Origin of the sequence: Clostridioides sp. ZZV14-6153 (genome assembly GCF_020657855.1) — a bacterium.
Taxonomy (GTDB): Bacteria; Bacillota; Clostridia; order Peptostreptococcales; family Peptostreptococcaceae; genus Clostridioides.
Genome location: NZ_JAGWCZ010000003.1, coordinates 261606 through 285563 on the forward strand (window position 1 = coordinate 261606; position 23958 = coordinate 285563).

Genomic DNA, 23958 nt, shown 5'->3' on the forward strand with positions numbered 1-23958 from the left:
AGTCGGTTTAGTCTTATTATATAAAACTACTTTTATAATGTCAATTTTATAAAATAAAAATAAGGTATAAAGAAGTATTATAATTACTTTTATACCTTATAGATTCTCATATTTTTTTGGTTGTATTTTATATTATTAAATAGTTTTTTATCCAATTTCTAAACAAAAGTTCTGAATGTTTTTTCCATTTAACAGTTGGTTCTTTTGAAGGATCGTCATTTATATAGTAATTTTGAGGTATTGAGATTTTATCACCTCTATCTACATCTCTTTTATATTCTCTATCTAAAGTATATTTATCATATTCACTGTGACCCATTACAAATACATCTCTTGAATTTGTAATTATATAAGGACCAGCTTCTTTAGAATGACTTACAATGCTTAATTCATCATTATTTTTTAAAGTTTCAATATTTACAGTAGTGTGTCTTGAATGTGGAGCAAAAAACTCTTTTTCAAATCCATCTACTATCTTACTATTTTTATCTACTTCATGCTTAAATACTCCAAAACATTTTTGACTTAATGGAAGTTTTTTTACATTGTAGTATTTGTAAAGACCTGCTTGAGCTGCCCAACATATATATAATGTAGATTTAGCCTTACTTTTAGAATAATCCATAATATCTTTTAGTTCATGCCAATAATCAACTTCTTCAAACTCCATTTGTTCAACTGGAGCTCCTGTTATTATAAAACCATCAAAAGATTCTTTTTTTGCTTCATCAAATGTTTTATAAAAATTCTTAACATATTCATTACAACTTCTTTTACTCTCTCTTGTTGAGATTTTAATAAATTCTACAGATACATTAAAACCTGTCTTATCTATTCTTCTAAGTAAATCTAACTCTGTATCTATTTTTATGGGCATTAGATTTAATATAGCTATTTTAGTATCTATATTTTCTTTGTATTCTAAATGTTTATTAAAGTCTTCTTTACAAATTACATCTATTCCTTCATCTAATAATTTATTAATAACAGGTAACCCCTTTGGTAGTATTAAAGCCATCTCTTTTCACTTCTCTTTCTCTTATACTATTAGAAATTTAAAGCTTGATTTAAATCAGCTATTAAATCCTCTACATTTTCTATTCCAACAGATAATCTTATTAGTGAAGGTAATACTCCAGATGCAATTAATTGTTCTTCTGTTAATTGTCTATGAGTAGTTGAAGCTGGATGTATAACACAAGTTCTTACATCTGATACATGAGTGACTAATGCTGCTATTTGTAGTTTTTCCACAAATTTTTTAGCATTTTTAAGTCCCCCTTTTACTCCAAATGATAAAACTCCACTGCATCCTTTTGATAGATATTTCTTGGCATTTTCATAATACTTATTATTTTCAAGTCCTGGATAGTTAATCCAATCTACATTTTTATGTTTTTCTAAAAACTTAGCTATCTTAAGTGCATTTTCACTATGTCTCTCCATTCTAAGATGTAGTGTTTCAATATTTAAATTAGTAAGATATGCGTTAAATGGACTCAAACAATTTCCATAGTCTCTAAGTAATTGAACTCTTGTTTTAGTAGCATATGCAGCATTGCCAAACTTCTCAGTATAACTTATTCCATGATATGTTGGGTCTGGCTCAACTAATTCTGGAAATTTTCCATTGTCCCAGTTAAAGTTTCCACCATCTACTATAATTCCACCAACACTTGAAGCATGGCCATCTAAGTATTTTGTAGTAGAATGAGTGACTATATTTGCTCCATATTTTAGTGGATTACAAAGTACTGGTGATGCTAATGAGTTATCAACTATAAATGGAACATTAATTCTTTTAGCTACATTTGCTATTTTTTCAAAATCTATAACTTCAAGAGTTGGATTTGCAAGTGTCTCTGCAAATACAACTTTAGTATTTTCATTTGCAAGTTCTACTATTTCATCCTCGCTTGCATCTAAATCAAATGATATTAAATCTATTCCAAATTTTTTAAGACTAGGTCCTAATAAATTAAATGTTCCTCCATATACTTTTGAAGAACAAAGTATACTATCTCCAGATTTACATATATTTAAAACTGCCAACATATTTGCAGATTGACCTGATGATACGGCAACAGATGATACTCCTCCCTCTAACAAACTTATTTTTTCTTCAAAAGCTTGAACAGTAGGATTACTTATTCTGGAATACATATGACCATCAGCTTTTAAATCAAATAAGTCAGCAAGTTGGTCTATACTACTATATTTAAAAGTTGTACTTTGATATAAAGGTAAAACTCTTGGTTCTCCATTTCCTGGCTTATAATTTCCTTGCACGCATATTGTTTCTTTGTTATACATTTTTGTATCCCCCTTAGATTTTAATTAAGAAAATTAAACTATTTGTCAGATGAGATTTAAAATAAATAAAGCCTGAGTATATAACTCAGGCTCTGTATAAGCTTAATTATACTCATCTCTCAGCTTTCGCCGCAGGATTTAGCACCAATGTATATAAATATACTGGTTGCCGGGTTTCATAGGGCCAGTCCCTCCACCTCTCTGGATAAGATTTATTTAATTTTTCTATGTTTTATATCTTATATTTTTTTCCTAATTTTGTCAACTATTTTTTATATAATTTTCTTTTAATAAATTTTCCAACCTCTACTTGCACTACAGACATTATAGCTAAAATCACTGTTACAAGCCACTGTGAGCTATTTAAAACAGTTAAATTAAATGCATCTCTAAAATTAGGGACAAATAATATAACTGCCATAAGCAAAGCAGAAGTTAAAAATGAGATTAAAAGAAATGGGTTTTTACCACTATTTTTAGTAAACATAGAGTCTGTATTTGAACGTTGGCTAAATGCACGCAACATTTGTGAAAATGCTAATACACAGAATGCCATTGTTTGACCTACAGTATGGTTTCCTATATTAAGACCAATTTTATATGCTAAAATGGTCATTATTGCTACAAATATCCCCTGAGTAATAACTCTTTGTACAAGATTTTTTTCAAACAAACTTTCTGATTTAACAGGTTGATGCTTCATTATGTTTATACTTGGTGGGTCAACTCCAAGAGCAAGCGCTGGAAGAGTTGCTGTTGCAAGGTTTACCCATAGAATATGCACAGCAAGAAGTGGAGTATCCCAGTTTAACAATATTGCAACAAATAGTGTAAGTATCTCTGCTATATTTCCAACAAGCAAGAATTGTATAACCTTTTGTATATTTCTATATACACGCCTACCCTCTTTTATTGCATAAGCAATTGTGGTAAAACTATCATCCATTAAAATCATATCTGAAGAATCTTTTGCCACATCTGTACCACTTATACCCATAGCTATACCAATATCAGCAGACTTTAATGCAGGGGAGTCATTTACCCCATCTCCAGTCATCGCTGGTACTTCTCCTATTCTTTTTAGAGACTGTATAATTCTGAGTTTATCAAATGGTGATACACGAGCAAATACTGTAGTATTTTTAACAGCTTTATCCAGTTCCTCATCACTTAAATTATCAAGTTCATCACCAGATATAACAGTATTTCCTTCATTCCAAATTCCCAATTCATGAGCTATTGTTGTGGCAGTGACTTTATGGTCACCTGTTATCATTATGGTTCTTATGCCTGCTTCTTTACAAGTTTTTACTGCATCAATTACCTCAGTTCTTGGTGGGTCAATCATACCAACCATACCAATAAATGTCAAATCATATTCTATGTTTTCACTATCTTCCTTTGGTATCGATAAAATTTCACGCTTAGCAAAACCAAGTACACGTAATGCATCTTTAGACATAGCGAGACATAATTCGTGTATATTTTTTTTATCCAACTCTGTAATGTTTCTTTCACCTTTTGATGTTAATATTTTGGTACATAAATGGAGAAGTTCATCCACTGCACCTTTAGTATATACTGTGATTTTTCCATCTATATCATGAACAGTTGTCATACATTTTCTGTCGGAATCAAAAGGTTGCTCAAATACACGTGGATATTTCTCTTCAAGAGCTTCTTGATCTATTCCAAATTTATTAGCCATAAAAATCAATGAACCTTCTGTTGGATCACCTAATATTTCATCTGTTTTATCTGGATTTATACATGCATCATTACAAAGTGCACCAGCATAAACAATCTCTTTGTATACTAGTGGATGTTTCTCAGACGCAGTATCTATTGATGTTACTTTTCCAGATTCAAAATCGCCATTTACAGCAATATGTGTAACAGTCATTTTATTTAAGGTTAATGTACCAGTTTTATCACAACATATTACTGTAGCTCCTCCTAATGTTTCAACTGCTGGCAACTTTCTAATCAAAGCATTTCTTTTAGCCATACGTTGCACACCTAGAGCCATTACAATGGTTGCTGTTGCAGGTAATCCCTCTGGAATGATTGATATAGCAAGGGAAATTGCAATCATAAACATTGGTAAGAGAGGTCTCTGGTAAAATGCACCTATTGCAAATATAATAACGCATACAATAATACCTATAACACTTAATGTCTTTCCAACAGTATTAAGTTTACGTTTTATAGGAGTATCAAAATCATTTTGTGAATCTAAAAGATGTGCTATATTACCTACTTCTGTGTCCATACCAGTTGCAACTACAACGCCTACACCTCTACCATATGTGACAATTGAAGACGTATAAGCCATATTACTACGGTCTCCTAATACACTTTCTTCAGGTAAAAGGTCATCTGAATCTTTTTCTGATGGTACAGACTCTCCTGTTAAAGAAGCTTCTTGAATTTTTAAACTAGATGTATCTATTAAACGAATGTCTGCTGGAATCATTGCTCCATCTTCTAAAAAAACAATATCTCCTATTACAAGATTACTTGCTTGGATAACATTTTCTTCACCATCACGCATAACACGTGCTGTAGGTGAATTCATATTTTTTAGTGCTTCTAATGATGATTCTGCTTTTTTTTCTTGAACAATACCAATAACTGCATTTACTGTTACAATTATTAGAATTACAAAAGCTTCTGTAAATTCTCCAAATGCTAAAGATAATACTGATGCACCTATTAGTATCAATACCATAGCATCTGTAACTTGGGTCCAAAGCATTTGTAAAACTGTTCTAGGTGGTCTTTTTCTCAGTTCATTTAAACCATGCTCTTTAATCCTGTTTTCCGCCTCGGTATCGGTGAGCCCCTCCTCTGATGAGTCTAAACTCTCTAATACTTCATGTGTTGCCATCGAATGCCAAGGCATCTGTTTGTGATTTTCCATTTTGGAAGATCACTCCTTTCTTTTTTTGATTTAAGAATAATTATATTTTAAAATCCAATTCAATTCAATACTCAACAATTATATTTTACCTAAATTTAACAATTTAGTTTAAAATCTATATAAAAATATCTACTCTTTTACAAACACATACTCATTATTGTTAGATAAGTTTTCTTGATATTTATACCCTTCTAAATTAAATTTTTTTAAGTCGTTAATATCTTCTATTTTATTTTTAATAATATATTTTACCATCATTCCTCTAGCTTTCTTTGCTTGTGTTGATTCAACTTTTAATATATTATTTTTATTTATTTTAAAATTACATGTTACATATGTATGATTATCATCGATAAATTTTCCCACAGTTTTACTGTATTCACTTGATGCAAGATTGACAATAGCTGTATTTTCTTTACTTAATTCTTTATATATACTGTCTCCCCAATATTCATATAAATTTTTAAATTCTCTTATCTGTAGCTTTGTCTGCATTTCTAGTCTGTATTCATATATACTATCATAAGGTTTTACAACCCCATACAATCCACTTATGATTCGAATACAATTATTTGCAAATTCCTCATCTTGCTTTGTAAAACGCTCTGCTTCTATATTTTTATATTGTATTCCATCATAAGTTAAGATTGCAGGACTTCCTAGACTGTCAAATTTAAAATTATCAAATCTACTCTTGTTCAATATGGCTAACTTCTCGTTGATTTTCATTTTATTTTTAAAATCTTCTAAACTAAAATTTTTTATATTCTTTGATATTTCTTTTGCATTATCTATAAAACAAGGTAAGCTTAAATCTCTATCAACTGCTTGTGCATGTTTCATATTTTTAGCTGGTGATAACATTATAATCATAAATTCTTATTACTCCTGTTTTTCCAAATATTCAAGAATCTCTTGTGCATTTGTATCTGGTTTTGCTTTTTCAAAAACTTTTTCAATAATTCCACTTTCATCTACAATATAAGTTGCACGAACGACTCCTAGAGCAGTTTTCCCATACATTTTTTTCTCTTTCCACACATCAAAAGCCTTAATAGCAATTAAATCTGGGTCAGAAAGTAAAATAAAAGGAAGCTCATGTTTTTCTGCAAATTTTTGATGTGATTTAATACTATCTTTACTTATTCCAATAACTGGTATATCATTATTTTTAAATCCTTCATATGCGTTTCTAAATGCACATGCCTGACGTGTACATCCTGGTGTATTATCTTTAGGATAAAAATATATTACCACTTTTTTCCCCTTAAAATCTGACATACTGACTTTATTTCCATCCTTATCTTCTAATGTAAATTCTGGTGCTTTTGTACCTATACTTAACATAAATATCTCTCCTTTTGTTTTTTAATCAATAATTTATACTATATTTATATTAATACCCTATATTTCTATATATAAATAAAATATTTTACTTTTTTATATGGAAAATTTCATGGATATGTAAATTTTATATACTAAAAATTTCAACTTTATTTGATTAGAGCATTTAAACTGGAATTTATGTTAAATAACTATAGTAATTAAAATAAACAGGATTTAATTTATGTATTAAATCCTGCTTATTTATTTTTAATCTTCTAATACTCTAATCTATATAAATTTAAATTCTTCTACATCAAATAGACCTAAATCAGTAAGTCTTATTTTTGGAATAACAGGAAGAGCCATAAATGAAAGTGTAATAAAAGGGTCTACATACTTTGGAACTCCCATTTTTCTTGCTATTTTTAACATATTATCAGTTGTTTCTTGCACTTTATCTGCTGGAAGAGTACTAATTAATCCAGCTACTTGAAGACTTAAGTGAGCAAGTACTTTTCCATTTGATACAATTACATAGCCACCCTGTATATCTCTCAAGTAATTTACTGCAACTATAATATCTTCATCATTATCTCCTGCAACTATGATATTATGTGAATCATGAGCTACAGTAGTTGCTATTGCTCCATTTTTTATACCAAAACCTTTTAATGGTGCAACTGATATGTTTCCAGTCATTCTGTGTCTCTCAACAACACAAAGCTTTGAATATTCTTCATTTGGATTGAAATATCCATTTTTGTTTGGTATAGATTCAAATAATTTATTTGTTAGAATCTGATATGGTACAATTTCCATTACATAATTTTTCTCATTTGACTTTAATTGTATTTTTTCTCTATCAATATCTTTAAATTTAACTGTATTAAGCAGCTCTTTATCCTTAATTTCATAATTATAATCAGAAAAAATTCCCTCATCTATCAATTTACCATCTTTATAAACACTACCTACCTCCATATTTTCTAAATTGTTTAGAACAACAATATCTGCTTTATACCCAGCACCTATTGCTCCAATTCTATTTAGACCATATGCTCTTGCTGAATTATAAGTTGCAATTTTAATAGCTTTAATTGGCTCCATACCCAAATCGATTGCACATTTTATATTCCATCTTATATGCCCTTGTTTTTCTATATCATCCAAATGTTTGTCGTCTGTACAAAACATAAATTCTTCAATTGGTAAGCTATATTTCAATAATCCCTTTATTATAGCTTCTAAGTTTTTTGCTGCACTTCCTTCTCTTATAAAAATTTTTAGACCTGCTCTTAATTTTTCATACACTTCATTAAAAGTTATACATTCATGGTCATTTTTTATTCCTGCACATACATATGCTTGAAGTGACTTTCCAGTTATATTTGGTGCATGTCCATCTGCCATTTTATCTTTAAAAGCCTCTAATTTATCTAAAATTTCTTTTTCAGCAGATATAACATCATTAAAACACATTACCTCTCCTAATCCTAAGATTCTAGGATTATTTATGTAGGCATCCATATCTTTTGCACTAAAATTTCCTATTCCATTAGTTTCGAATCTTGTTGCAGGTACAGATGATGGTAGCATAATATATACATTTAAAGGTATCTCTTCTGTTGATTCTAGTAAAAAGTCTATTGCACTTGCTCCTTTTACATTGACTAGTTCATGAGGGTCAGCTATAACAGTTGTTGTACCTGACTTTAGTAATTTTTTTGATAATTCAATTGGCATTACCATTGTAGACTCAATATGCATATGTGCATCAATAAAACCAGGTGATAAGTATTTACCACTACAATCAATCTCTACTTTTCCACTATATTCGCCGATTCCAACAATTGTATCCTCTACTATTGCTATATCTCCTACTATTAATTCTTCTGTGAATACATTTATAATTGTTCCATTTTTAAGTACAATATCAGCTTTATCTCTTCCACTTGCTACATCACACTTTTTTTTCAAATTACTCATTTTTACAACTCCTCTTAAATTTTTTATATCAATATACTTGTTGTATCATATTAATTTATATTAGCATATTTTATGCTTACATCTCTACCCTACTTACGTTGAGTATGGAGTATTTGGCCTATCTTCGATAAAAAGCATTTATTCCATAATTTATTAAATTAAATACAAAAACATGAGAAACAATAATATTATTTCTCATGTTCTTTATAAATATTTTAATTATATTAAGTTTTATTTTTTATATTTTTAATATTTGTTACTATATCCATAGTATAGATTTATGTATTTTTATCATTTATACTAATAACTACTTTTAATTAACCTAAAAATGCATAAACTATCATTCCTACGATTATAGCTGGTATAGTAGTAATAATCATAGCCCATAAGGAAGATTTTTTGTCCATTGCTAAAAGTGGAAAAAGAGCATCTCCATCTTGAGATATGGAATTAGCTATTACTGCACCAAGTGGTATAGTTCCTTTCAAGTAAAATGACATAAGTACAATTTGTATACCACACCCTGGAATAAGCCCGAGACCTGCACCTATAAATACACTAATTACACCTGTTGATAAAACTAAATTAACTAAGTATTCATCTCCACCTAAAACCAATATTATCAAATCGTAAATAAGATATGCAATAAAAATCCATGTAATAACAAATGAAATTTCACCTACAGAATGTATAAGCATTTCTCTTAAGGAAATCTTCTTATTTTCTTCCTCTTTTTGATTAGAATTTTTAAATACTTTTTTAAAACACCACATATAAACTATTGAGAATAGTATTCCTATAACTGCTATTGCTTCTTCTAGTGAATGTAATTTTTCAATAATAGGAAGATTTATTCCAGAATGAGCAAGAGACATAAATATAAAACCTATTAATACAATTCCTATATAAATTTTGTACCCTTTACCATGTGTTATTATAAATGCAAGTCTATTCGTATTTCCATGAGATTTAGCTAAATTATCCAAAATGATACCATCATGATTATGCGACTCTTCATTCTCTTTATGGTCACTTTTATCTATATTATGTTTGTCTGATTTTCTATATTTATTTAATTTCAATTTTTTTTCTAATTTAAAATAATCTACTAGTTGTCCCGTTATTATTCCTGTAATTGTACTAACTATAGTCACAAAAAAATACATTTTAATATTTGATGAAATAAGTATAAATGCAGCATCCCCCATACTTGCTATTAAACTTGCAATGATTGCTCCAAAGCTTAATTTTCCACTTATATATAATGGCATGATTGCCAAACTCCCACCACAACCTGGTATAGCTCCTATCAAAGCTCCTATTAAAGGTTGATATTTTCTATTTTTTGATATAATATTAGTAAAATTACCACTAGTTTTATAGTTTATATATCCAAATAGCAAAATAAAAAATCCAATCATAGAACCCACATGTAAAAATGCTTCTTCAGAAGCAGATATTAACATTTCCATTAATTTACCTCCTATATTAATTTCGCAATAATTATATTATTTTTCATTTGTTATTGATAATCAATATCATTATACCTTTTAAATTTCTAATATTAAAAAGTGCATATCTTATATTGTTAATTTCTTGCATATTAAGATACACACTTTCTGATATTAGGTTATCTAGTTATGACATGTAATAGTATAAAATTACATATAGATATTACAATAAATTTTATATATTATACCAATAGTACACATGTTTTTATTGTTTACTATATTTATAAATTCTCAATAAATGTTATTACTTCCTCTATTATCCAATCTGGTGTAGATGCTCCTGCTGTAACTCCTACATTTTTATACTTCTTAAGCATATTTACATCCAATTCGTCTTTAGTTTCTATTGCAAAGGTTGGAACTAAATCTTCACAAACTTTTACTAACTTTTGAGTATTAGAACTGTGTTTTCCACCTATAACTATCATACAATCAACTTCTCTTGCTAATTCTTTAGCTGCTTCTTGTCTAGTTTTTGTAGCTGAACAGATTGTATCATTAAACACTATATGTTCTAGTTTATCAGCTAATTTGTCAACTATATTTGAATATAAATCTGGATTTATCGTTGTCTGTGCAACAACACAATATTTTTTTGAATTGTCAAATTCCATATTCTCCATTTGCTCTACAGCTTTTATTATTATTGCTGAGTTTTCGCACCATCCATTTATACCTATCACCTCTGGATGTTTCATATCTCCAATAACTATTATTTCATAACCCTTATTATGATACTCACTCACTACTGTATGTATTTTCTTTACAAATGGACATGTAGTATCTACAATTTTGAGCTTTTTATTTTTAGCTTCTTTGTATACTTTCTCAGGAACTCCATGAGATCTTATTATCATATTTTCATAATCTGGTATTATATCAATTTCATCTACAGTTTTAAGACCTTTCTGTTCATATCTTGCTACTGCTTGTTTGTTATGAATAAGAGGTCCTAAAGCATATATTCCAGAATCATTTTTCTCTACTTCATCCCATGCCATTTTCATTGCTCTCTTTACTCCAAAGCAAAATCCTGCATTTTTTGCTATTTTAACATTCACAAAATTCCCCCCTTATTTTGAATATTTAAAGTAATTCTGTTTTATTATTTCTAAAACTTCTTGTGACATTCTTTCGTGGTCATCATTACTTAACTTTTCTTTAAAATGTTCTTCAAATGATATTGGCTCTCCAAAATACACAATTACCTTACTAAAAGGTTTATACTTAGATATTATCGACACTGGTACAACCTTAGATTTACTCTTTATTGTAAATAGAGAAAGACCTGCCTTAGCTTTGCCAAAGTTATCTCCTTTAATTCTTGTTCCTTCTGGAAATATTCCCAACACATAACCATCTCTAATTGACCTTAAAATAGTTTTTATAGTAGATACATCTGGCTTTTCTCTATTTATAGGCATAACATGCAATTTTTTTAATATAAAACCTAATGGTTTCACTTTAAATAATTCTTGTTTTGCAATAGCTGCTATTTCCCTATTCTCTATAGCTGCTGCTAAAAATACAGGATCAAGATTTGACTTATGATTTGAAGCCACCACTATATTTCCTCTATCTGGTATGTTTTCGGCACCTATAACTTCATATTTAAAAAACACTTTAGAAAAACATCTAAAAATATTTATTGCAAATCTATAAAAATTCACGTTTATCTCCCTTCAATACTACATTATATTCTCATTTTAGATACATTGAGCTTAAAAACTTATCTTAGATACAACTTCTTGTACAACCTGCTCTATAGTCTTTCCTGTAGTATCTATTTCTAGTGCATCATCAGCTTTTACTAGTGGTGCAAATTCTCTATTTGAATCAATTTCATCTCTCTTTACTATATCTTCAATTACTTCTTTTAAAGTAGTATTATATCCTTTATTACAAAGTTCTTTATAGCGTCTACTTCCTCTTTCTTCTGGTGTAGCTACTAAAAAGAATTTATAATCTGCATTTGGAAAAACATATGAACCTATATCTCTACCATCTAATATTACTGAACTTTTTGTTCCAATTTTTCGTTGAACTTCAACCATCAACTTTCTTACTTCTTTTATCTTAGCTACATTGGAAACATTATTGCTTACTTCTATTGTTCTGATTTCCTCATTTATAATTTTTTGGTCTAAATATATGATATTATTTTTAAAATCTATATCCGAATTTTCAGCTATTTTAATAACTTCTTTTTCATTATTGACATCAATATTATTTTTTAAACACTTATAAGTAACAGCTCTATACATAGCACCTGTATCTATATAATTTATATTTAGTTTTTCTGCTACTATCTTAGCTATTGTACTTTTACCAGCCCCTGCTGGTCCATCCACAGCTATAATCAAATTACTCATATCTACACCTCTATTTTATTTATATTTAATAATCGACTTATTAAAAACTATACTTATACACTAGTCCCTGCAAGATATCCAGTTGAAAATGCTATTTGTAAATTATATCCACCAGTTTCTGCATCTACATCTATTACCTCACCTGTAAAAAATAAATCCTTTATTAACTTAGACTCCATTGTAGAAGAATTAATTTCTTTAACTGAAATACCACCAGAAGTAACCATTCCAGTGTTTATGCCTGTAGTTCCATTACAAGTTAGTTTCATATTTTTTATATACTCAATAATTTTAATTTCATCAGCCTTAGACAACTCATTTGCTTTTTTATCACTTAAAGATAATATAGAAAGAATTTCTCTTAAGAAGTTTTGAGGTAATATCTGTTTAAGATTATTTAAGATATTTTTATTTGGAATTTCTCTAATTATATTAGAAATTTCATTGACATCTAAATTTGGTAAAAAATCTATATTTAATTCTACCTTATCTTTTTCAATAATCTTATTGATATAAGAAGACATTATAAGTACACAAGGACCTGTTATCCCAAAATGTGCAAATAGCATGTCTCCTGATTTTGATATTTTCTTTTTCTTAATCTTACAAGATATTTCTACATTTCTCATAGATATTCCTTGTAAAGCTTTAATCCATTTTTCTTCTATTGTAAGTGGAGCTAAAGCAGGATATAGTTTATTTAATGTATGTCCATGATTTTGAAGAACCTTATACATTAAACCATCTGAACCTGTTTTTGAATAACTAACTCCTCCAGTTGATATAATAACTTTATCACCTAATATATTATCTCCATTATCTAAAATGACACCCTTTATTGAATAATTTGCTTTATTATTGTTATGGTCATCTTGTTCAGTGATTTTTTCAATTATAATATCCACAACTTTTTTATTATACATTATCTTTACATTATGATTAATTAAGTCCTTATTTAATACTTCTATTACTTCTATCGATTTATCATTCTTAGTATAAACCTTATGGTCATTTTCTTCTTCAATCTTATACTCTAAATTTTTACTTTCAAAATACGATATAAGATTTTTATTTGTAAATGCATAAAAGCTACTATATAGAAATTTTTTATTGTTTACAACCTTATCAAAAAAAGCTTCTATCTCTCTATTGTTGGTAAAGTTACATCTACCTCCACCAGTTGCTCTTAACTTTCTCCCTAACTCTCCATTTCTTTCAATCAATATTACTTCATTATTGTTTTTTGAAGCTGACAAGGCTGCCATCATGCCAGATGGACCTCCACCAACCACTATAACTTTACTCATAAACTTCTCCTTATAATTTGATACTTACTCAAGTGCAGAATTATTTATTTTTACATGATTTTTTATATGACTTGTATCATTCATCTTTATTACTACTGGACCGTAATCTTTAAATTCTACTATATTTAAAGCAGTGTTATCTTGCTTAATTCTGTATATATTTTCCATACCTGACTCTAGGAATGATAGTAACATAACCCTCAATGTAATTGAATGTGTAACAAGAACTATATTTTTATCATTGTATTTTTCATTTAATTCCTTTATAAAAGTATCTACTCTTTCTTTTATAATTTTAAGAGTTTCTCCTTCTGGTATATTTACTAAATGTGGCTCATTTCTCCATGTTGAATATATATCTGAATAGTCTTTTTGAATTTCTTTTATTAAAAGACCTTCCCAAACTCCAAATCCCATTTCTCTAAGTGCTTCAGTTTTTTGGACTTCAATATTGAGCTTATCACCTAAAATTTGAGCTGTTTGCATTGCTCTTCCTAAATCACTACTAAAAATATAATCAATTGAATACTTACCAATGTCTTCAGAAAGTTCTCTTGCTTGTTCTATCCCTTGTGCTGTAAGGTCAGAATTACCATGACCTTGTGTTTTTCCTAATAAGTTCCAATCTGTTTGTCCATGTCTTACTATATAAAAAGTATTTCCCATATTTCCTCCTAATATATCTGTCTATTTTTTATTAAATATAAATTGTCACTTCTCAAAATTTAATTATATCATATAACAGTTTACTATGTTTCTATTTTATAACTTAATCTAAGATATTCTTCTCTTCTCAGCTCATCCTATTTATATTTACCACAATTTATTATATAATAACAGTTTTTTTCTTAAATTATAAAATGTAATCATCATATTTTATTTATAAAATTCTTCAAATCTATATTCTTGAATCGGATTAAAATATTTATCTCTATCTACTTTTGATAAAAACATGTCTAGTGGCCTTACAAATACTCCTGTATCATCATATAAAGTTTTATATAAGACCAAATTATTATTATCTTCTTCTTTTTTATGATAAAAGTTTCCATTCAAGTCTCTATATATAAAAATATTTTCATCTAGCTCAGTATGCTTAACATCTAGCTTATACCTAACTGTGTTTTTAGTTAACCCTTTTTCATTATATGTTTCACAGATTTTTTCTATATCATTACTATCAATGGCTTTGCTCAATCCCATTGTAGCATAATATTTTCCTTTAAAATGTTTATAAATACAAGGATATTTTAATTTTCTTTCATCAATGTTTAGACTATTTTTTGGTTTATCCATTTTACTATCCTCTCCTACATGTATTGTTTGAAAAAGTTGTTTATGAGTTTAATTTTTATTTATATAAATATATTCTACTTTTCTTATTACGCAGTTATATAAAATCATGTAACTAAATAAAACTTATCCTATATTTTATTTATTAAAAGCAATACTTGTCTTATATTTTATCATAATTTAAAGTTTATTAATAATACAATAAAATAAATAAAGAGGCTGTATAAAATACAGCCTCTCAAAGTTAATATTTATAATCATATAATTTTTCTAACTTCTTTTCTAATTTCTTTTTTCTATCTAAACCTAAAACTCTTATAAAGTTATTTCCTACAAAAATACAATTATTGCTGAGATAAAATTCACACTTATCTAAATTTACAATATAACTGTTACTACATTTGAAAAAATTTTCTTCTTTCAGTAGTTTTTTTATACTAGAAGAATTTTCTCCAATATAATAAGTTTCATTTTCTGTATAAATTTTTGATTCATACTCTTGCTTTTCTATGTACAAAATCTCTTTAATGTTAATTGAAAAACGTTTATCTTCGTGTTCAATATTAATAAAACATTCCTCTTTCATTACCATCCCTCCAAGTATTCTTATTAATTTAATTTTAGTGTTTTTTATCAATTTAATCTATCGGAAATATATGTAAGATTAGTCTATTTGAAATATTTATAAAGTTATTTTTGATATTGACTTACAAACTCATTTTTTGGCATTAATTTTTAAAGTTAAAATAGCCTATTATAAATAATATCAGTAATTATAGATACATATTTCTTTAATAAAATAACTCTTCAATAAAGTTGTGTAAAATTATACATATAAAAGTAAATATTGACTTTTATATGTATAATTTTAAGGATTAAGATTTAATTACAGATTTGTTAAAATAATTTTATACTTCTTAATTATCAATTGAAAGTTCATAGACATATCACAAATATATAGCCAAAATCAATCTTGTGGTAACAACTAACAAACACAGATTATCTATAAAGTCTAAAGTAAAAAATATGGAATTATATAACTTGCAAAAGATTTCAGATTTGCACAAAGGATACTACAAAGTGTCTCTTGTCTTATTCACAGTCCAAAGACAATTATTATAATAGCTGGAATGAGCAAAGTAGTTGATGATGTTCAGTCTGCCATTGGAAGAATTCGAACATTTACTTGTTCTGCACTAGCATTAAATGGAAAACGTAAGACCCCTTTAGAAAAAACTACTCATTACAATGTAAGCATTTCTTGAAATTATTAAAAAATTGATAAGTAATATTACATGGTATAGTTATGGACATAAAAAAAACAGTCTATATGTTAAAATAAACTGCTCTATAAACTAAAACTTGATAATTTTTAAAATTGAACCTGTATAATTATATCTATAGATTCACAATAACAATCAATCCTAAAAATCCTATCATAAGAATTGTTCCAATCAAAGCTAATGCATTGATAATTATTTTTGTCTTATGTTTTTATATACTATCAATAATCATTTTGTAATATTGTACTGTCTAGACTTCATACTTTATATCCTTTCTAATTACTATTTTCCATCGTTTATGTGCTTCTATTTTTTCATATCCAAGAATCTTGTATTCACAAAAGATATGTGAAAATACTCTTTTTTATTCTGAATAACTTGCTTCAATTTATTTACAAATCTGCATAATATGCTGCCACTATCAGTTCTTCATAGTATTCTAACTTTAATACCATCTAATAATAGGAAGAATTTATGAACTACTTAATAGTTTTCTTAATAAGGTTATTTATATATTTTTTACTCCTACCATACAACTTAGGAATATCTGATGTAATCTTACTTATTTCACTAATACGCTCATTTTAAAGAGTCTTAGCACAATCAACTTTATCTACTTCACCAGATAATTCAAGTTTCAATATTTTAAAACAAATAAGCTATAATATATCAATTAGAAATATTCACTAAGCTATTTTTATATATATTAATTAATTTATTATATTATCTTTTTTAGCTTTAATTTTAAGTATTATACGTATTAATACAAATATTGAGATATTGGACAATATAAATAGTAAAACTATTAATAGAAAAACAACTCTCCTTTCAGGAGAAATCTTTATGAGATTAATAATATAATCATAAAGTATAAAAAATGATAATAAATTTGCTATCATTGGAACACATATATACAATTCTTTTTTACTAATTTTAAAATTAGTAAAAGAAATTTTATATATGTACAATAATATAATTAAAATCAATTTTCCAAAAAAGATAGCTTCATATCTGTATAAATTTCCGCTAAGTAAAATATTCATATTATCTAAATTGTTCATTGAAACTACTAATAGCATACTCAATGCATTTATACCTATTAACACCATCCAATAAAAAAACAAAATCACTAAACATTTATATATATTGACCTTATAATTTGACTTATAAAAAATAACGGTTATAAGAATACATATCCATATTCTATCATTAGCTCCTACATTTTAAGGTAGTTTGATATGATTAAATAAAATAATGGCTTGAATTAAGAAAAAATAGTGAATTAAAAGATTATTTTTAAAACTAAAAACATAGAGCACTAAAATAGGTGGTATCATTTAATTTGATACCATCTACTTTAATCATTATAGGTATTTTATTGAATTTATGCCTATTAATCATCAATTTATAAATAGTTGGTAACTTATTAAATAATACCAGCATAGATTTTTGTATATATCTATCTATTAAAAACTTAAACATACAAACACATATACTTATTCATCCTTTAAATTTTTAAAATGATTTTCAAATAAATCTAATGCATTTTTGTCAATAACTTCATCTTCATGTAATGCTGAAAGTAAACTTTGCAAAGAATTATCATGTATATTACTTAAAAAATCTTTTGTCTCAACATTTAAATATTCTTTGTGTCCAACAACTATTGTATAATGAGTATATCTATCTATTTTTTCTGCATCCAAGAAATGCTTTTTAACAAGTCTTGATAAAAGTGTCAATGTTGTTGTTTGTTTCCATCCATATTTTTGTTCCATAGCTTCAATAGTTTCTTTTGATGTCACTGTATCATTTTTTTCCCAAATAAACTTCATAACTTTTAACTCTGCTTGTGGTATTTTTGAAATTGTCATAACCTTACGCCCCTCTCAAACTTTTATTAAATTAATACTATCGCAATATAGTTTTTAAGTCAAAGATTTTGTCGATAATAATATTTTCCAATTTTTTCCATAAGTTATTTCTTGATATAATTCTATAACAAATTACATAAGAAATGTTTATTCTACATTATGAAATTAAATATATACACTATTAAAAAACTAAAAATTTAAACTTTTCTTTAATTGATATATAAAAATTGGATATATAGCATTTATATTTGACATTTTATTTGAAAGAATCGTACAAAAATTAAAAAATAATTTGTGTTCGATTTTCTTATAATATCACTTTTTTATTATTACGCTTTCAATTATAACTTTGCTATCTTGTATCTTTGACAACTATTTCATTTGGTATGGATGTTTATTTGCTTTTACATTTTATATTTCCTCACTTTAACTTATATATCCGATTTAAACACCATGTTCCTGGCGTATTCACATCCATAATCTTTTTACCAATCTGTATCTGGCTACTTTATATTACATCGAATATGCTTAATTATAGTCTATTTAAACTTGCACTTTTCTGTTTTATTGGTACAGTTTTACTAGTAATAATATTTGTTTCACTTCCTAAAGCTATGAAATTTTTTGAATATTTACTAATAATGTATCAGGTTGAAAATAATTATTAGTTTTAGATTCTTTTATTGGCTTGCATTATTAAATTCCTCCGTATTGTATTTTAGAAATATAATAAAACACTTACTTCAAATATATTGAAGTCTATATTTTTATAATTTCTACCATTATACAACAGGCAAACAAATGCTACAAGGAGGTTGTAAAAACACAATTTTAAGGTTAATAAAAATAAAAGAATTCATAAAAATGAATTCTTTTATCTATAATTTTGATTAGTTTTTTAAATATAGTACTAAAGCTACTCTTCTTTTTTATCAAAGTTTAAAAATTATTTTACATTATCTTTAGTAAATAATCCAGTAAATTTATACATCCAAAGTGCATTCAAAAATAATAATATACTTGTTGAGAAAAATACTGTTCTAATACCTAAATGGGCCGATATTTGTCCCCCTAAAAAAGCTCCTGATGAACATCCCATATACTGAGCAGATGCATTATATCCAAATATTTTTCCAACATATTCTTCTGGTGCAATTTTTTTTAATAAACTATTTACAGAAGGATTAAGCCCTGCCACTGATAATCCTAATAAAAATCTCAGCAACATCAGTTGCCATGCAGTTCTTACAAAAGCTTGTGGTATAAATATAATTCCTGCCCATAAAAGTGAAATTAGTAATACCTTTTGAGGTCCTATTTTATCTGACATTTTTCCAAGTTTTTGAGCTGCCAATAGGTTTGCTAATCCTGATGCAGAAAATGTCAATCCTGCTATTAAAGCTACATTTGATGCAAAATTTGTAAGCTGTGATATATATATTGTTACAATTGGTTCTATAGAATATAATGCCAGCTGAGTAATAAATGTAGTCACAAAAATAGATGCAATTAAAAACTTATTTGGCAATGGATTTAATTGTTCTTTAGGTATAGAAATTAACTCTTTTATTTCTTTAGGTCTAAAATTATCTACTACAAACAGAATAGATATGATAAATGATACAAATAATAATCCTCCTGTTATAATAAATACACTTTTAAGTCCTAAAATTGATTCTATATACCCTCCTACTGTTGGCCCAATTAATGAACCAGTAGTTGATGCAGTTGCAAGTGTACCTAAGGCCCAACCAGAATGATTTTTATCTGTCTGAGTTGCAATCAGTGTAGTACATGCAGTTGCATAACCTGTAAAAACACCTTGAAGAATCCTTAGCCCTAATAGCTGATAAACATTTTGTACAAATGCCATGGTAAATATCACTATTCCCATACCAATACTTGCACGTAAAAGCATTGATTTTCTTCCATATTTATCAGCAGCTTTCCCTCAAATTGGCGAAAAAAATGCTGCTACTACAAAAGTACATCCAAAAATCATACCTGAATACTGTTGTATTAAGCCTACATCAGTTACACCCAACTGCTTAATATATAATGGAAGTATAGGTGCTATTTGGCTCATACCTATAGAACTAAAGAACATCCCTATCCAACATACAAATAAATTTCTTTTCCACAATTCCATATAGAACTACACCCCCTAAATTTTAAATTTCTTTGACAGCACTATAATTTTATTACCTTATACTATTAATTATAAAGTTTAAAAAACTTAATTTCCATGGATATCCATAAAAATAAAAATATTTTATGGATATTTCTATCTATTTCAAAAATAAATTTCAAATTTTTAAAAATTTACTTACGACAAAATTTTTCTTCATGTATAATCCTAATAGAAATAAATTACACTTGGAGGTAAATGAATATGCCACAAAATAGAAAAGAAAGTTTAATATTTACAGTGATTATGTGTGCCTTTATGGTATTTTTTATGAGTGTCTATAATGTCTCTTTGCATGAAGGCCTTTCGCTAGAAACTGTAAAAAATGCTTGGATGAGTTTTCCACTAGCATATGTAGTAGGTATGATTTTTGATTGGTTTGTTGTTTCTAAAATTGCTAAAAAAATCGCATTTCGCATTGTAAATCCAGAAAGTAGACAAATTGCAAAGGCCATTGTTATATCAAGTTGTATGGTATGTGGAATGGTTATATGTATGTCTTTATTTGGAGCCATTGAATCAGTTGGTTTTTCTAGTACAATCTTATTTGTATGGGTTGTTAATATATTCAACAACTTTATTATTGCATTGCCATTACAACTACTAATTGCAGGCCCTTTAGTGAGATTTGTTTTTAGGAGGTTATTTCCTGAAGGAACAATTGTAGATTGTTTATAACTATACAAAACTACATAAGACTTTATACTATAAGTATACTTATCCCAAATCAAGCTACTACACTATACAATAATTTTTAATTAGTGGCAAATAAATTTGTTACCAAATTTATTTGCCATCAAATTCATCGTTAATTATATTTTAGATTTATGAAATTCCATTCAAATTTATTAAATTTAATTTTCACATTATGTTCAAATTCACTCTTGGCAATGTATTTTTCATTTTGTAGAATCAAGTAAAAATTTTATTATATAGTAGACTCCCACTATTTTCATACTTACTCCCCTCTAAAAATAAAGTATGCTTATCATAATCAGTCATTACCAGTTAATCTATGATATAGGTGACAAATTAAATTCTTTTATGAATATTTTAATAGGTACTTTCGATAATTCTGAACAACACGAGGAATTACAAAATAGAAGAATCAAATTGACTTCTTATGAAATTCCAAATGGTTATGATAAAATAGCTTTTACTTATTAAAAATTAGGAAATATAGAATATTCCAGTTTGAAGATTTCAGAAAAATTCACTCAATCCACCCATCTTTTTTTTTATAATATTGTCTAGGAAATTCATAGTTTGAAAACATTAATGGAGATAGAGAATACGAGTAACTACCAGCATTATTAATTGAAACCACATCTCCTATAACTGCCTTTTTTAATTTAACATTATTGGCTAATACATCTAATGATGTACAAAGATTTCCAACTATTGTTACATACTCTTCTTCTTCTGAACTACTTAATACTGAAAAAGAAAATGCATGATTTGATGTATATAATGGTTCTTGCCCTTCTAATTCTACACCACAAGTTACTTTCTCAATTAAATTAGAAATAATAGGTCTCATAAATCCATTAAGACCATTTCTTACAACAAGATACTTTGTCCCTCTTGATACCTTAATATCGACAATTTTAGTATAGTAATTGCCTGATGTGCAAACTACAAAACGACCTGATTCAATAAAGAGTCTAGCCTTTAATGTATTTGCATTAGTAGAAACAATCTTTTCAGTTAATATCGAAAGCTTTTTAAAATTAACTGGACTTTCTTTAAGATTGTCATATGCTACTCCAATACCACTACCAAAATTTATAAACTCAATGTTTATATGTTCACTTTTATTTAAATTTAATGCTATGAGAAAACATTTTTCATAATAACATCCTAACTTTTCAAAATCTAACACTTGATATTTAATATGTATATGTATCCCAACTACAGATATATAGTTACAAAGATTTAATATTTTAAAAACATTATCTATATCTTCTATATCAATACCAAACTTGCTTGATATAGAGCTATCATCATCCATAGTAAAATCAGGATTTATTCTAAGACCTATTTTAATTTTTTTATTATGTTTTTTTGATATTTTATTTATAAGTTCTATTTCTGTTATACTATCCGCAATAATTATACACTTATCTAAAACAGCTTCTATATCTTCCTCTGTCTTTCCTGGTGCAGAATAGTAAATATTATCTCTAACCACTCCACATTCTTTTGAAATCAATACTTCTTTCATTGATGCCGCATCTGTTCCAAACCCTTGTTTAGCAATACTTTTCACAATTTTATTATATGGATTTGTTTTTATGGAATATAAAAAGTCAAAACCTAAAATATTATTTTTTAACTCCATACATCTTTCGATTATATTAACCTCATCATATATATAACATGGTGCATGTTCTTTTATAAAGTTATATTCTTGATTTAAATACATATTTTATACCTCCATGGTTATAGATGATTTTATTAATTAAGTTCCTATACTAATTATAATATATTTTACTATAGAAATAATTTATTTCAACTTTGTTACAGATTAAAAAAGTATATTGTTGTTAATGTATTCTCGTAGTATCCTAAGTTTATATTAAACTTTAAAATTGTGAGGTTATATATGAAATTTTTAATAGTCTTTTTAGCATATTTTTTAATGTATATTTTACTGGTACGTATTGGAAAAAGAATTAATAAAGTATATCCATACAAAAATCATATTTTTACATGGATGATTTTAATTTTACTAGCATTCTACATAGTTACTAATATTGCTAGTTTTCTAAAAGTACTTCTTTAGACTATTGGTTTTAAACTACCAAATAAAATAAAAATCATTCTATGTAATATATATTTAAAAAGTTTTTATAAAATCTAAATATTACTATATGATTAAAAATTATTTTAAAATAATATGGAGGTGTTAATATGAAAGTATGTATTCTTATGGGAAGTCCTAAGAAGAATGGCAATACAGCTTCTATTTTAGAGCCATTTATAGAAGAACTAGAAAACTATAATGCAAATCTTGAAATGTTATGGTTATATGATTATCAAATAGAACCTTGTATTGCCTGTAAAAAATGTCAGAAAAATTTATCTTCTTTTGGATGTTGTCATGATGATGATGTTCATAAAATTTTCAAAAAAGTTCTTATGTGTGATTTGATTATTCTTGCAACTCCAATTTATTCTTGGTATTGCACTGCTCCAATGAAAGCTTTGCTCGATAGATTGGTATATGGTATGAATAAATACTATGGTGATGAAAAAGGACCAGCACTATGGTCAGGAAAATCACTAGCACTTATTACAACTTGTGGATATAGACCTGAAAAAGGAGCTGATATCTGGGAAGATGGTATAAAGCGTTATTGCAAACATTCACAGTTGAAATATATAGGAATGCTTGTTGAACGTGATTTAGGTAAACCTAATTTTATGGATACTGAAAAAGAAGAACACTCTCGTCAATTTGCAAAATATATTTGTAACATTGTACATAATTCATTTAAAGCAGATAACTATTAACTATACTACAATAAAATACTATTTTTTTGAGACACAATTTTTTATTTACAGTTATCTAAATTTTAT

Annotated in this window: 22 protein-coding genes and 1 riboswitch; of the genes, 4 read left to right on the forward strand and 18 right to left on the reverse strand. The window is 27.2% G+C overall.

Features of this window, described 5'->3' with window-relative positions; translation table 11 throughout:
• Positions 1–127: 127 nt before the first annotated feature.
• The 14 genes from KGF46_RS06620 to KGF46_RS06685 form a co-directional block, all read right to left on the reverse strand.
• Complete coding sequence (locus KGF46_RS06620) at positions 128–1018, reverse strand: homoserine O-succinyltransferase (RefSeq protein ID WP_227861521.1); 891 nt, start codon at positions 1016–1018, stop codon at positions 128–130.
• Positions 1019–1047: 29 nt separating this feature from the next.
• On the reverse strand, positions 1048–2313 hold the full coding sequence (locus KGF46_RS06625; RefSeq protein ID WP_227861878.1) for an O-acetylhomoserine aminocarboxypropyltransferase/cysteine synthase family protein: 1266 nt from the start codon (positions 2311–2313) through the stop codon (positions 1048–1050).
• Positions 2314–2422: 109 nt separating this feature from the next.
• Positions 2423–2525: riboswitch (SAM riboswitch) on the reverse strand.
• Positions 2526–2578: 53 nt separating this feature from the next.
• Complete coding sequence (locus KGF46_RS06630; RefSeq protein ID WP_227841668.1) at positions 2579–5236, reverse strand: cation-translocating P-type ATPase; 2658 nt, start codon at positions 5234–5236, stop codon at positions 2579–2581.
• A gap of 129 nt (positions 5237–5365) precedes the next feature.
• Positions 5366–6109: a peroxide stress protein YaaA gene (gene yaaA, locus KGF46_RS06635; protein ID WP_227829944.1), complete on the reverse strand. Its 744-nt coding sequence runs from the start codon at positions 6107–6109 to the stop codon at positions 5366–5368.
• Between the two features lie 9 nt (positions 6110–6118).
• Positions 6119–6583, reverse strand: coding sequence for a thioredoxin-dependent thiol peroxidase (gene bcp, locus KGF46_RS06640; RefSeq protein WP_227829945.1), 465 nt, complete (start codon positions 6581–6583; stop codon positions 6119–6121).
• A gap of 267 nt (positions 6584–6850) precedes the next feature.
• Positions 6851–8548 carry an adenine deaminase gene (gene ade, locus KGF46_RS06645; protein WP_227841669.1) on the reverse strand — a complete coding sequence of 566 codons (1698 nt, stop codon included), beginning with the start codon at positions 8546–8548 and terminating at the stop codon, positions 6851–6853.
• 317 nt (positions 8549–8865) lie between these two features.
• Positions 8866–10020, reverse strand: a complete 1155-nt coding sequence (locus KGF46_RS06650; RefSeq protein WP_227841670.1) for a putative manganese transporter — start codon at positions 10018–10020, stop codon at positions 8866–8868.
• A gap of 260 nt (positions 10021–10280) precedes the next feature.
• Complete coding sequence (locus KGF46_RS06655; protein WP_227841671.1) at positions 10281–11120, reverse strand: 4-hydroxy-3-methylbut-2-enyl diphosphate reductase; 840 nt, start codon at positions 11118–11120, stop codon at positions 10281–10283.
• 12 nt (positions 11121–11132) lie between these two features.
• Positions 11133–11729 carry a lysophospholipid acyltransferase family protein gene (locus tag KGF46_RS06660; protein WP_227841672.1) on the reverse strand — a complete coding sequence of 199 codons (597 nt, stop codon included), beginning with the start codon at positions 11727–11729 and terminating at the stop codon, positions 11133–11135.
• Between the two features lie 51 nt (positions 11730–11780).
• Positions 11781–12431 carry a (d)CMP kinase gene (gene cmk, locus KGF46_RS06665; RefSeq protein ID WP_227841673.1) on the reverse strand — a complete coding sequence of 217 codons (651 nt, stop codon included), beginning with the start codon at positions 12429–12431 and terminating at the stop codon, positions 11781–11783.
• Between the two features lie 53 nt (positions 12432–12484).
• Positions 12485–13738 carry an NAD(P)/FAD-dependent oxidoreductase gene (locus KGF46_RS06670; RefSeq protein WP_227829951.1) on the reverse strand — a complete coding sequence of 418 codons (1254 nt, stop codon included), beginning with the start codon at positions 13736–13738 and terminating at the stop codon, positions 12485–12487.
• 24 nt (positions 13739–13762) lie between these two features.
• On the reverse strand, positions 13763–14404 hold the full coding sequence (locus KGF46_RS06675; protein ID WP_227829952.1) for a histidine phosphatase family protein: 642 nt from the start codon (positions 14402–14404) through the stop codon (positions 13763–13765).
• Positions 14405–14614: 210 nt separating this feature from the next.
• Positions 14615–15034 (reverse strand): DUF1653 domain-containing protein, encoded by a 420-nt coding sequence (locus KGF46_RS06680; protein ID WP_227829953.1) that lies wholly within the window; start codon positions 15032–15034, stop codon positions 14615–14617.
• Between the two features lie 241 nt (positions 15035–15275).
• Positions 15276–15617: a LytTR family transcriptional regulator DNA-binding domain-containing protein gene (locus KGF46_RS06685; protein ID WP_227829954.1), complete on the reverse strand. Its 342-nt coding sequence runs from the start codon at positions 15615–15617 to the stop codon at positions 15276–15278.
• Positions 15618–16125: 508 nt separating this feature from the next.
• Here KGF46_RS06685 and KGF46_RS06690 point away from each other — a divergent pair.
• Positions 16126–16296 carry an LUD domain-containing protein gene (locus tag KGF46_RS06690; protein WP_413927278.1) on the forward strand — a complete coding sequence of 57 codons (171 nt, stop codon included), beginning with the start codon at positions 16126–16128 and terminating at the stop codon, positions 16294–16296.
• A 1514-nt stretch (positions 16297–17810) separates the two neighbouring features.
• On the opposite strand, the gene KGF46_RS06695 is transcribed toward KGF46_RS06690, so the two are convergent.
• On the reverse strand, positions 17811–18188 hold the full coding sequence (locus tag KGF46_RS06695) for a BlaI/MecI/CopY family transcriptional regulator (RefSeq protein WP_227829955.1): 378 nt from the start codon (positions 18186–18188) through the stop codon (positions 17811–17813).
• A 365-nt stretch (positions 18189–18553) separates the two neighbouring features.
• On the opposite strand from KGF46_RS06695, the gene KGF46_RS20330 reads away from it, so the two are divergent.
• Entirely contained in the window at positions 18554–18856 is a 303-nt protein-coding gene (locus tag KGF46_RS20330) for an HXXEE domain-containing protein (RefSeq protein ID WP_413894758.1), read from the forward strand.
• Between the two features lie 278 nt (positions 18857–19134).
• Here KGF46_RS20330 and KGF46_RS06700 read toward each other — a convergent pair whose 3' ends face one another.
• The gene (locus KGF46_RS06700) at positions 19135–20106 is read right to left on the reverse strand and encodes an MFS transporter (protein WP_413927277.1); all 972 of its coding nucleotides are present in this window, start codon (positions 20104–20106) and stop codon (positions 19135–19137) included.
• A 33-nt stretch (positions 20107–20139) separates the two neighbouring features.
• Positions 20140–20337 carry a multidrug transporter gene (locus tag KGF46_RS20335; protein ID WP_413840309.1) on the reverse strand — a complete coding sequence of 66 codons (198 nt, stop codon included), beginning with the start codon at positions 20335–20337 and terminating at the stop codon, positions 20140–20142.
• A 243-nt stretch (positions 20338–20580) separates the two neighbouring features.
• On the opposite strand from KGF46_RS20335, the gene KGF46_RS06705 reads away from it, so the two are divergent.
• Positions 20581–21054, forward strand: coding sequence for a DUF2798 domain-containing protein (locus tag KGF46_RS06705; protein WP_227829956.1), 474 nt, complete (start codon positions 20581–20583; stop codon positions 21052–21054).
• Positions 21055–21589: 535 nt separating this feature from the next.
• Here the strand turns inward: KGF46_RS06705 and KGF46_RS06710 are convergent.
• On the reverse strand, positions 21590–22801 hold the full coding sequence (locus tag KGF46_RS06710) for a pyridoxal-dependent decarboxylase (RefSeq protein ID WP_227861879.1): 1212 nt from the start codon (positions 22799–22801) through the stop codon (positions 21590–21592).
• A 488-nt stretch (positions 22802–23289) separates the two neighbouring features.
• Between KGF46_RS06710 and KGF46_RS06715 the strand changes: the two genes are divergently transcribed.
• Positions 23290–23892, forward strand: coding sequence for a flavodoxin family protein (locus KGF46_RS06715; RefSeq protein WP_227829958.1), 603 nt, complete (start codon positions 23290–23292; stop codon positions 23890–23892).
• The last annotated feature ends 66 nt before the right edge of the window (positions 23893–23958 follow it).

Bases quoted from the DNA above. Each gene is read 5' to 3' on its own strand.
- KGF46_RS06620 (WP_227861521.1), bottom strand. From the start codon at position 1,018: ATGGCTTTAATACTACCAAAGGGGTTACCTGTTATTAATAAATTATTA.
- KGF46_RS06625 (WP_227861878.1), bottom strand. From the start codon at position 2,313: ATGTATAACAAAGAAACAATATGCGTGCAAGGAAATTATAAGCCAGGA.
- KGF46_RS06630 (WP_227841668.1), bottom strand. From the start codon at position 5,236: ATGGAAAATCACAAACAGATGCCTTGGCATTCGATGGCAACACATGAA.
- yaaA (WP_227829944.1), bottom strand. From the start codon at position 6,109: ATGATTATAATGTTATCACCAGCTAAAAATATGAAACATGCACAAGCA.
- bcp (WP_227829945.1), bottom strand. From the start codon at position 6,583: ATGTTAAGTATAGGTACAAAAGCACCAGAATTTACATTAGAAGATAAG.
- ade (WP_227841669.1), bottom strand. From the start codon at position 8,548: ATGAGTAATTTGAAAAAAAAGTGTGATGTAGCAAGTGGAAGAGATAAA.
- KGF46_RS06650 (WP_227841670.1), bottom strand. From the start codon at position 10,020: ATGGAAATGTTAATATCTGCTTCTGAAGAAGCATTTTTACATGTGGGT.
- cmk (WP_227841673.1), bottom strand. From the start codon at position 12,431: ATGAGTAATTTGATTATAGCTGTGGATGGACCAGCAGGGGCTGGTAAA.
- KGF46_RS06670 (WP_227829951.1), bottom strand. From the start codon at position 13,738: ATGAGTAAAGTTATAGTGGTTGGTGGAGGTCCATCTGGCATGATGGCA.
- KGF46_RS06675 (WP_227829952.1), bottom strand. From the start codon at position 14,404: ATGGGAAATACTTTTTATATAGTAAGACATGGACAAACAGATTGGAAC.
- KGF46_RS06680 (WP_227829953.1), bottom strand. From the start codon at position 15,034: ATGGATAAACCAAAAAATAGTCTAAACATTGATGAAAGAAAATTAAAA.
- KGF46_RS06685 (WP_227829954.1), bottom strand. From the start codon at position 15,617: ATGAAAGAGGAATGTTTTATTAATATTGAACACGAAGATAAACGTTTT.
- KGF46_RS06695 (WP_227829955.1), bottom strand. From the start codon at position 18,188: ATGACAATTTCAAAAATACCACAAGCAGAGTTAAAAGTTATGAAGTTT.
- KGF46_RS06700 (WP_413927277.1), bottom strand. From the start codon at position 20,106: ATGCTTTTACGTGCAAGTATTGGTATGGGAATAGTGATATTTACCATG.
- KGF46_RS20335 (WP_413840309.1), bottom strand. From the start codon at position 20,337: ATGGAATTGTGGAAAAGAAATTTATTTGTATGTTGGATAGGGATGTTC.
- KGF46_RS06705 (WP_227829956.1), top strand. From the start codon at position 20,581: ATGCCACAAAATAGAAAAGAAAGTTTAATATTTACAGTGATTATGTGT.
- KGF46_RS06710 (WP_227861879.1), bottom strand. From the start codon at position 22,801: ATGTATTTAAATCAAGAATATAACTTTATAAAAGAACATGCACCATGT.
- KGF46_RS06715 (WP_227829958.1), top strand. From the start codon at position 23,290: ATGAAAGTATGTATTCTTATGGGAAGTCCTAAGAAGAATGGCAATACA.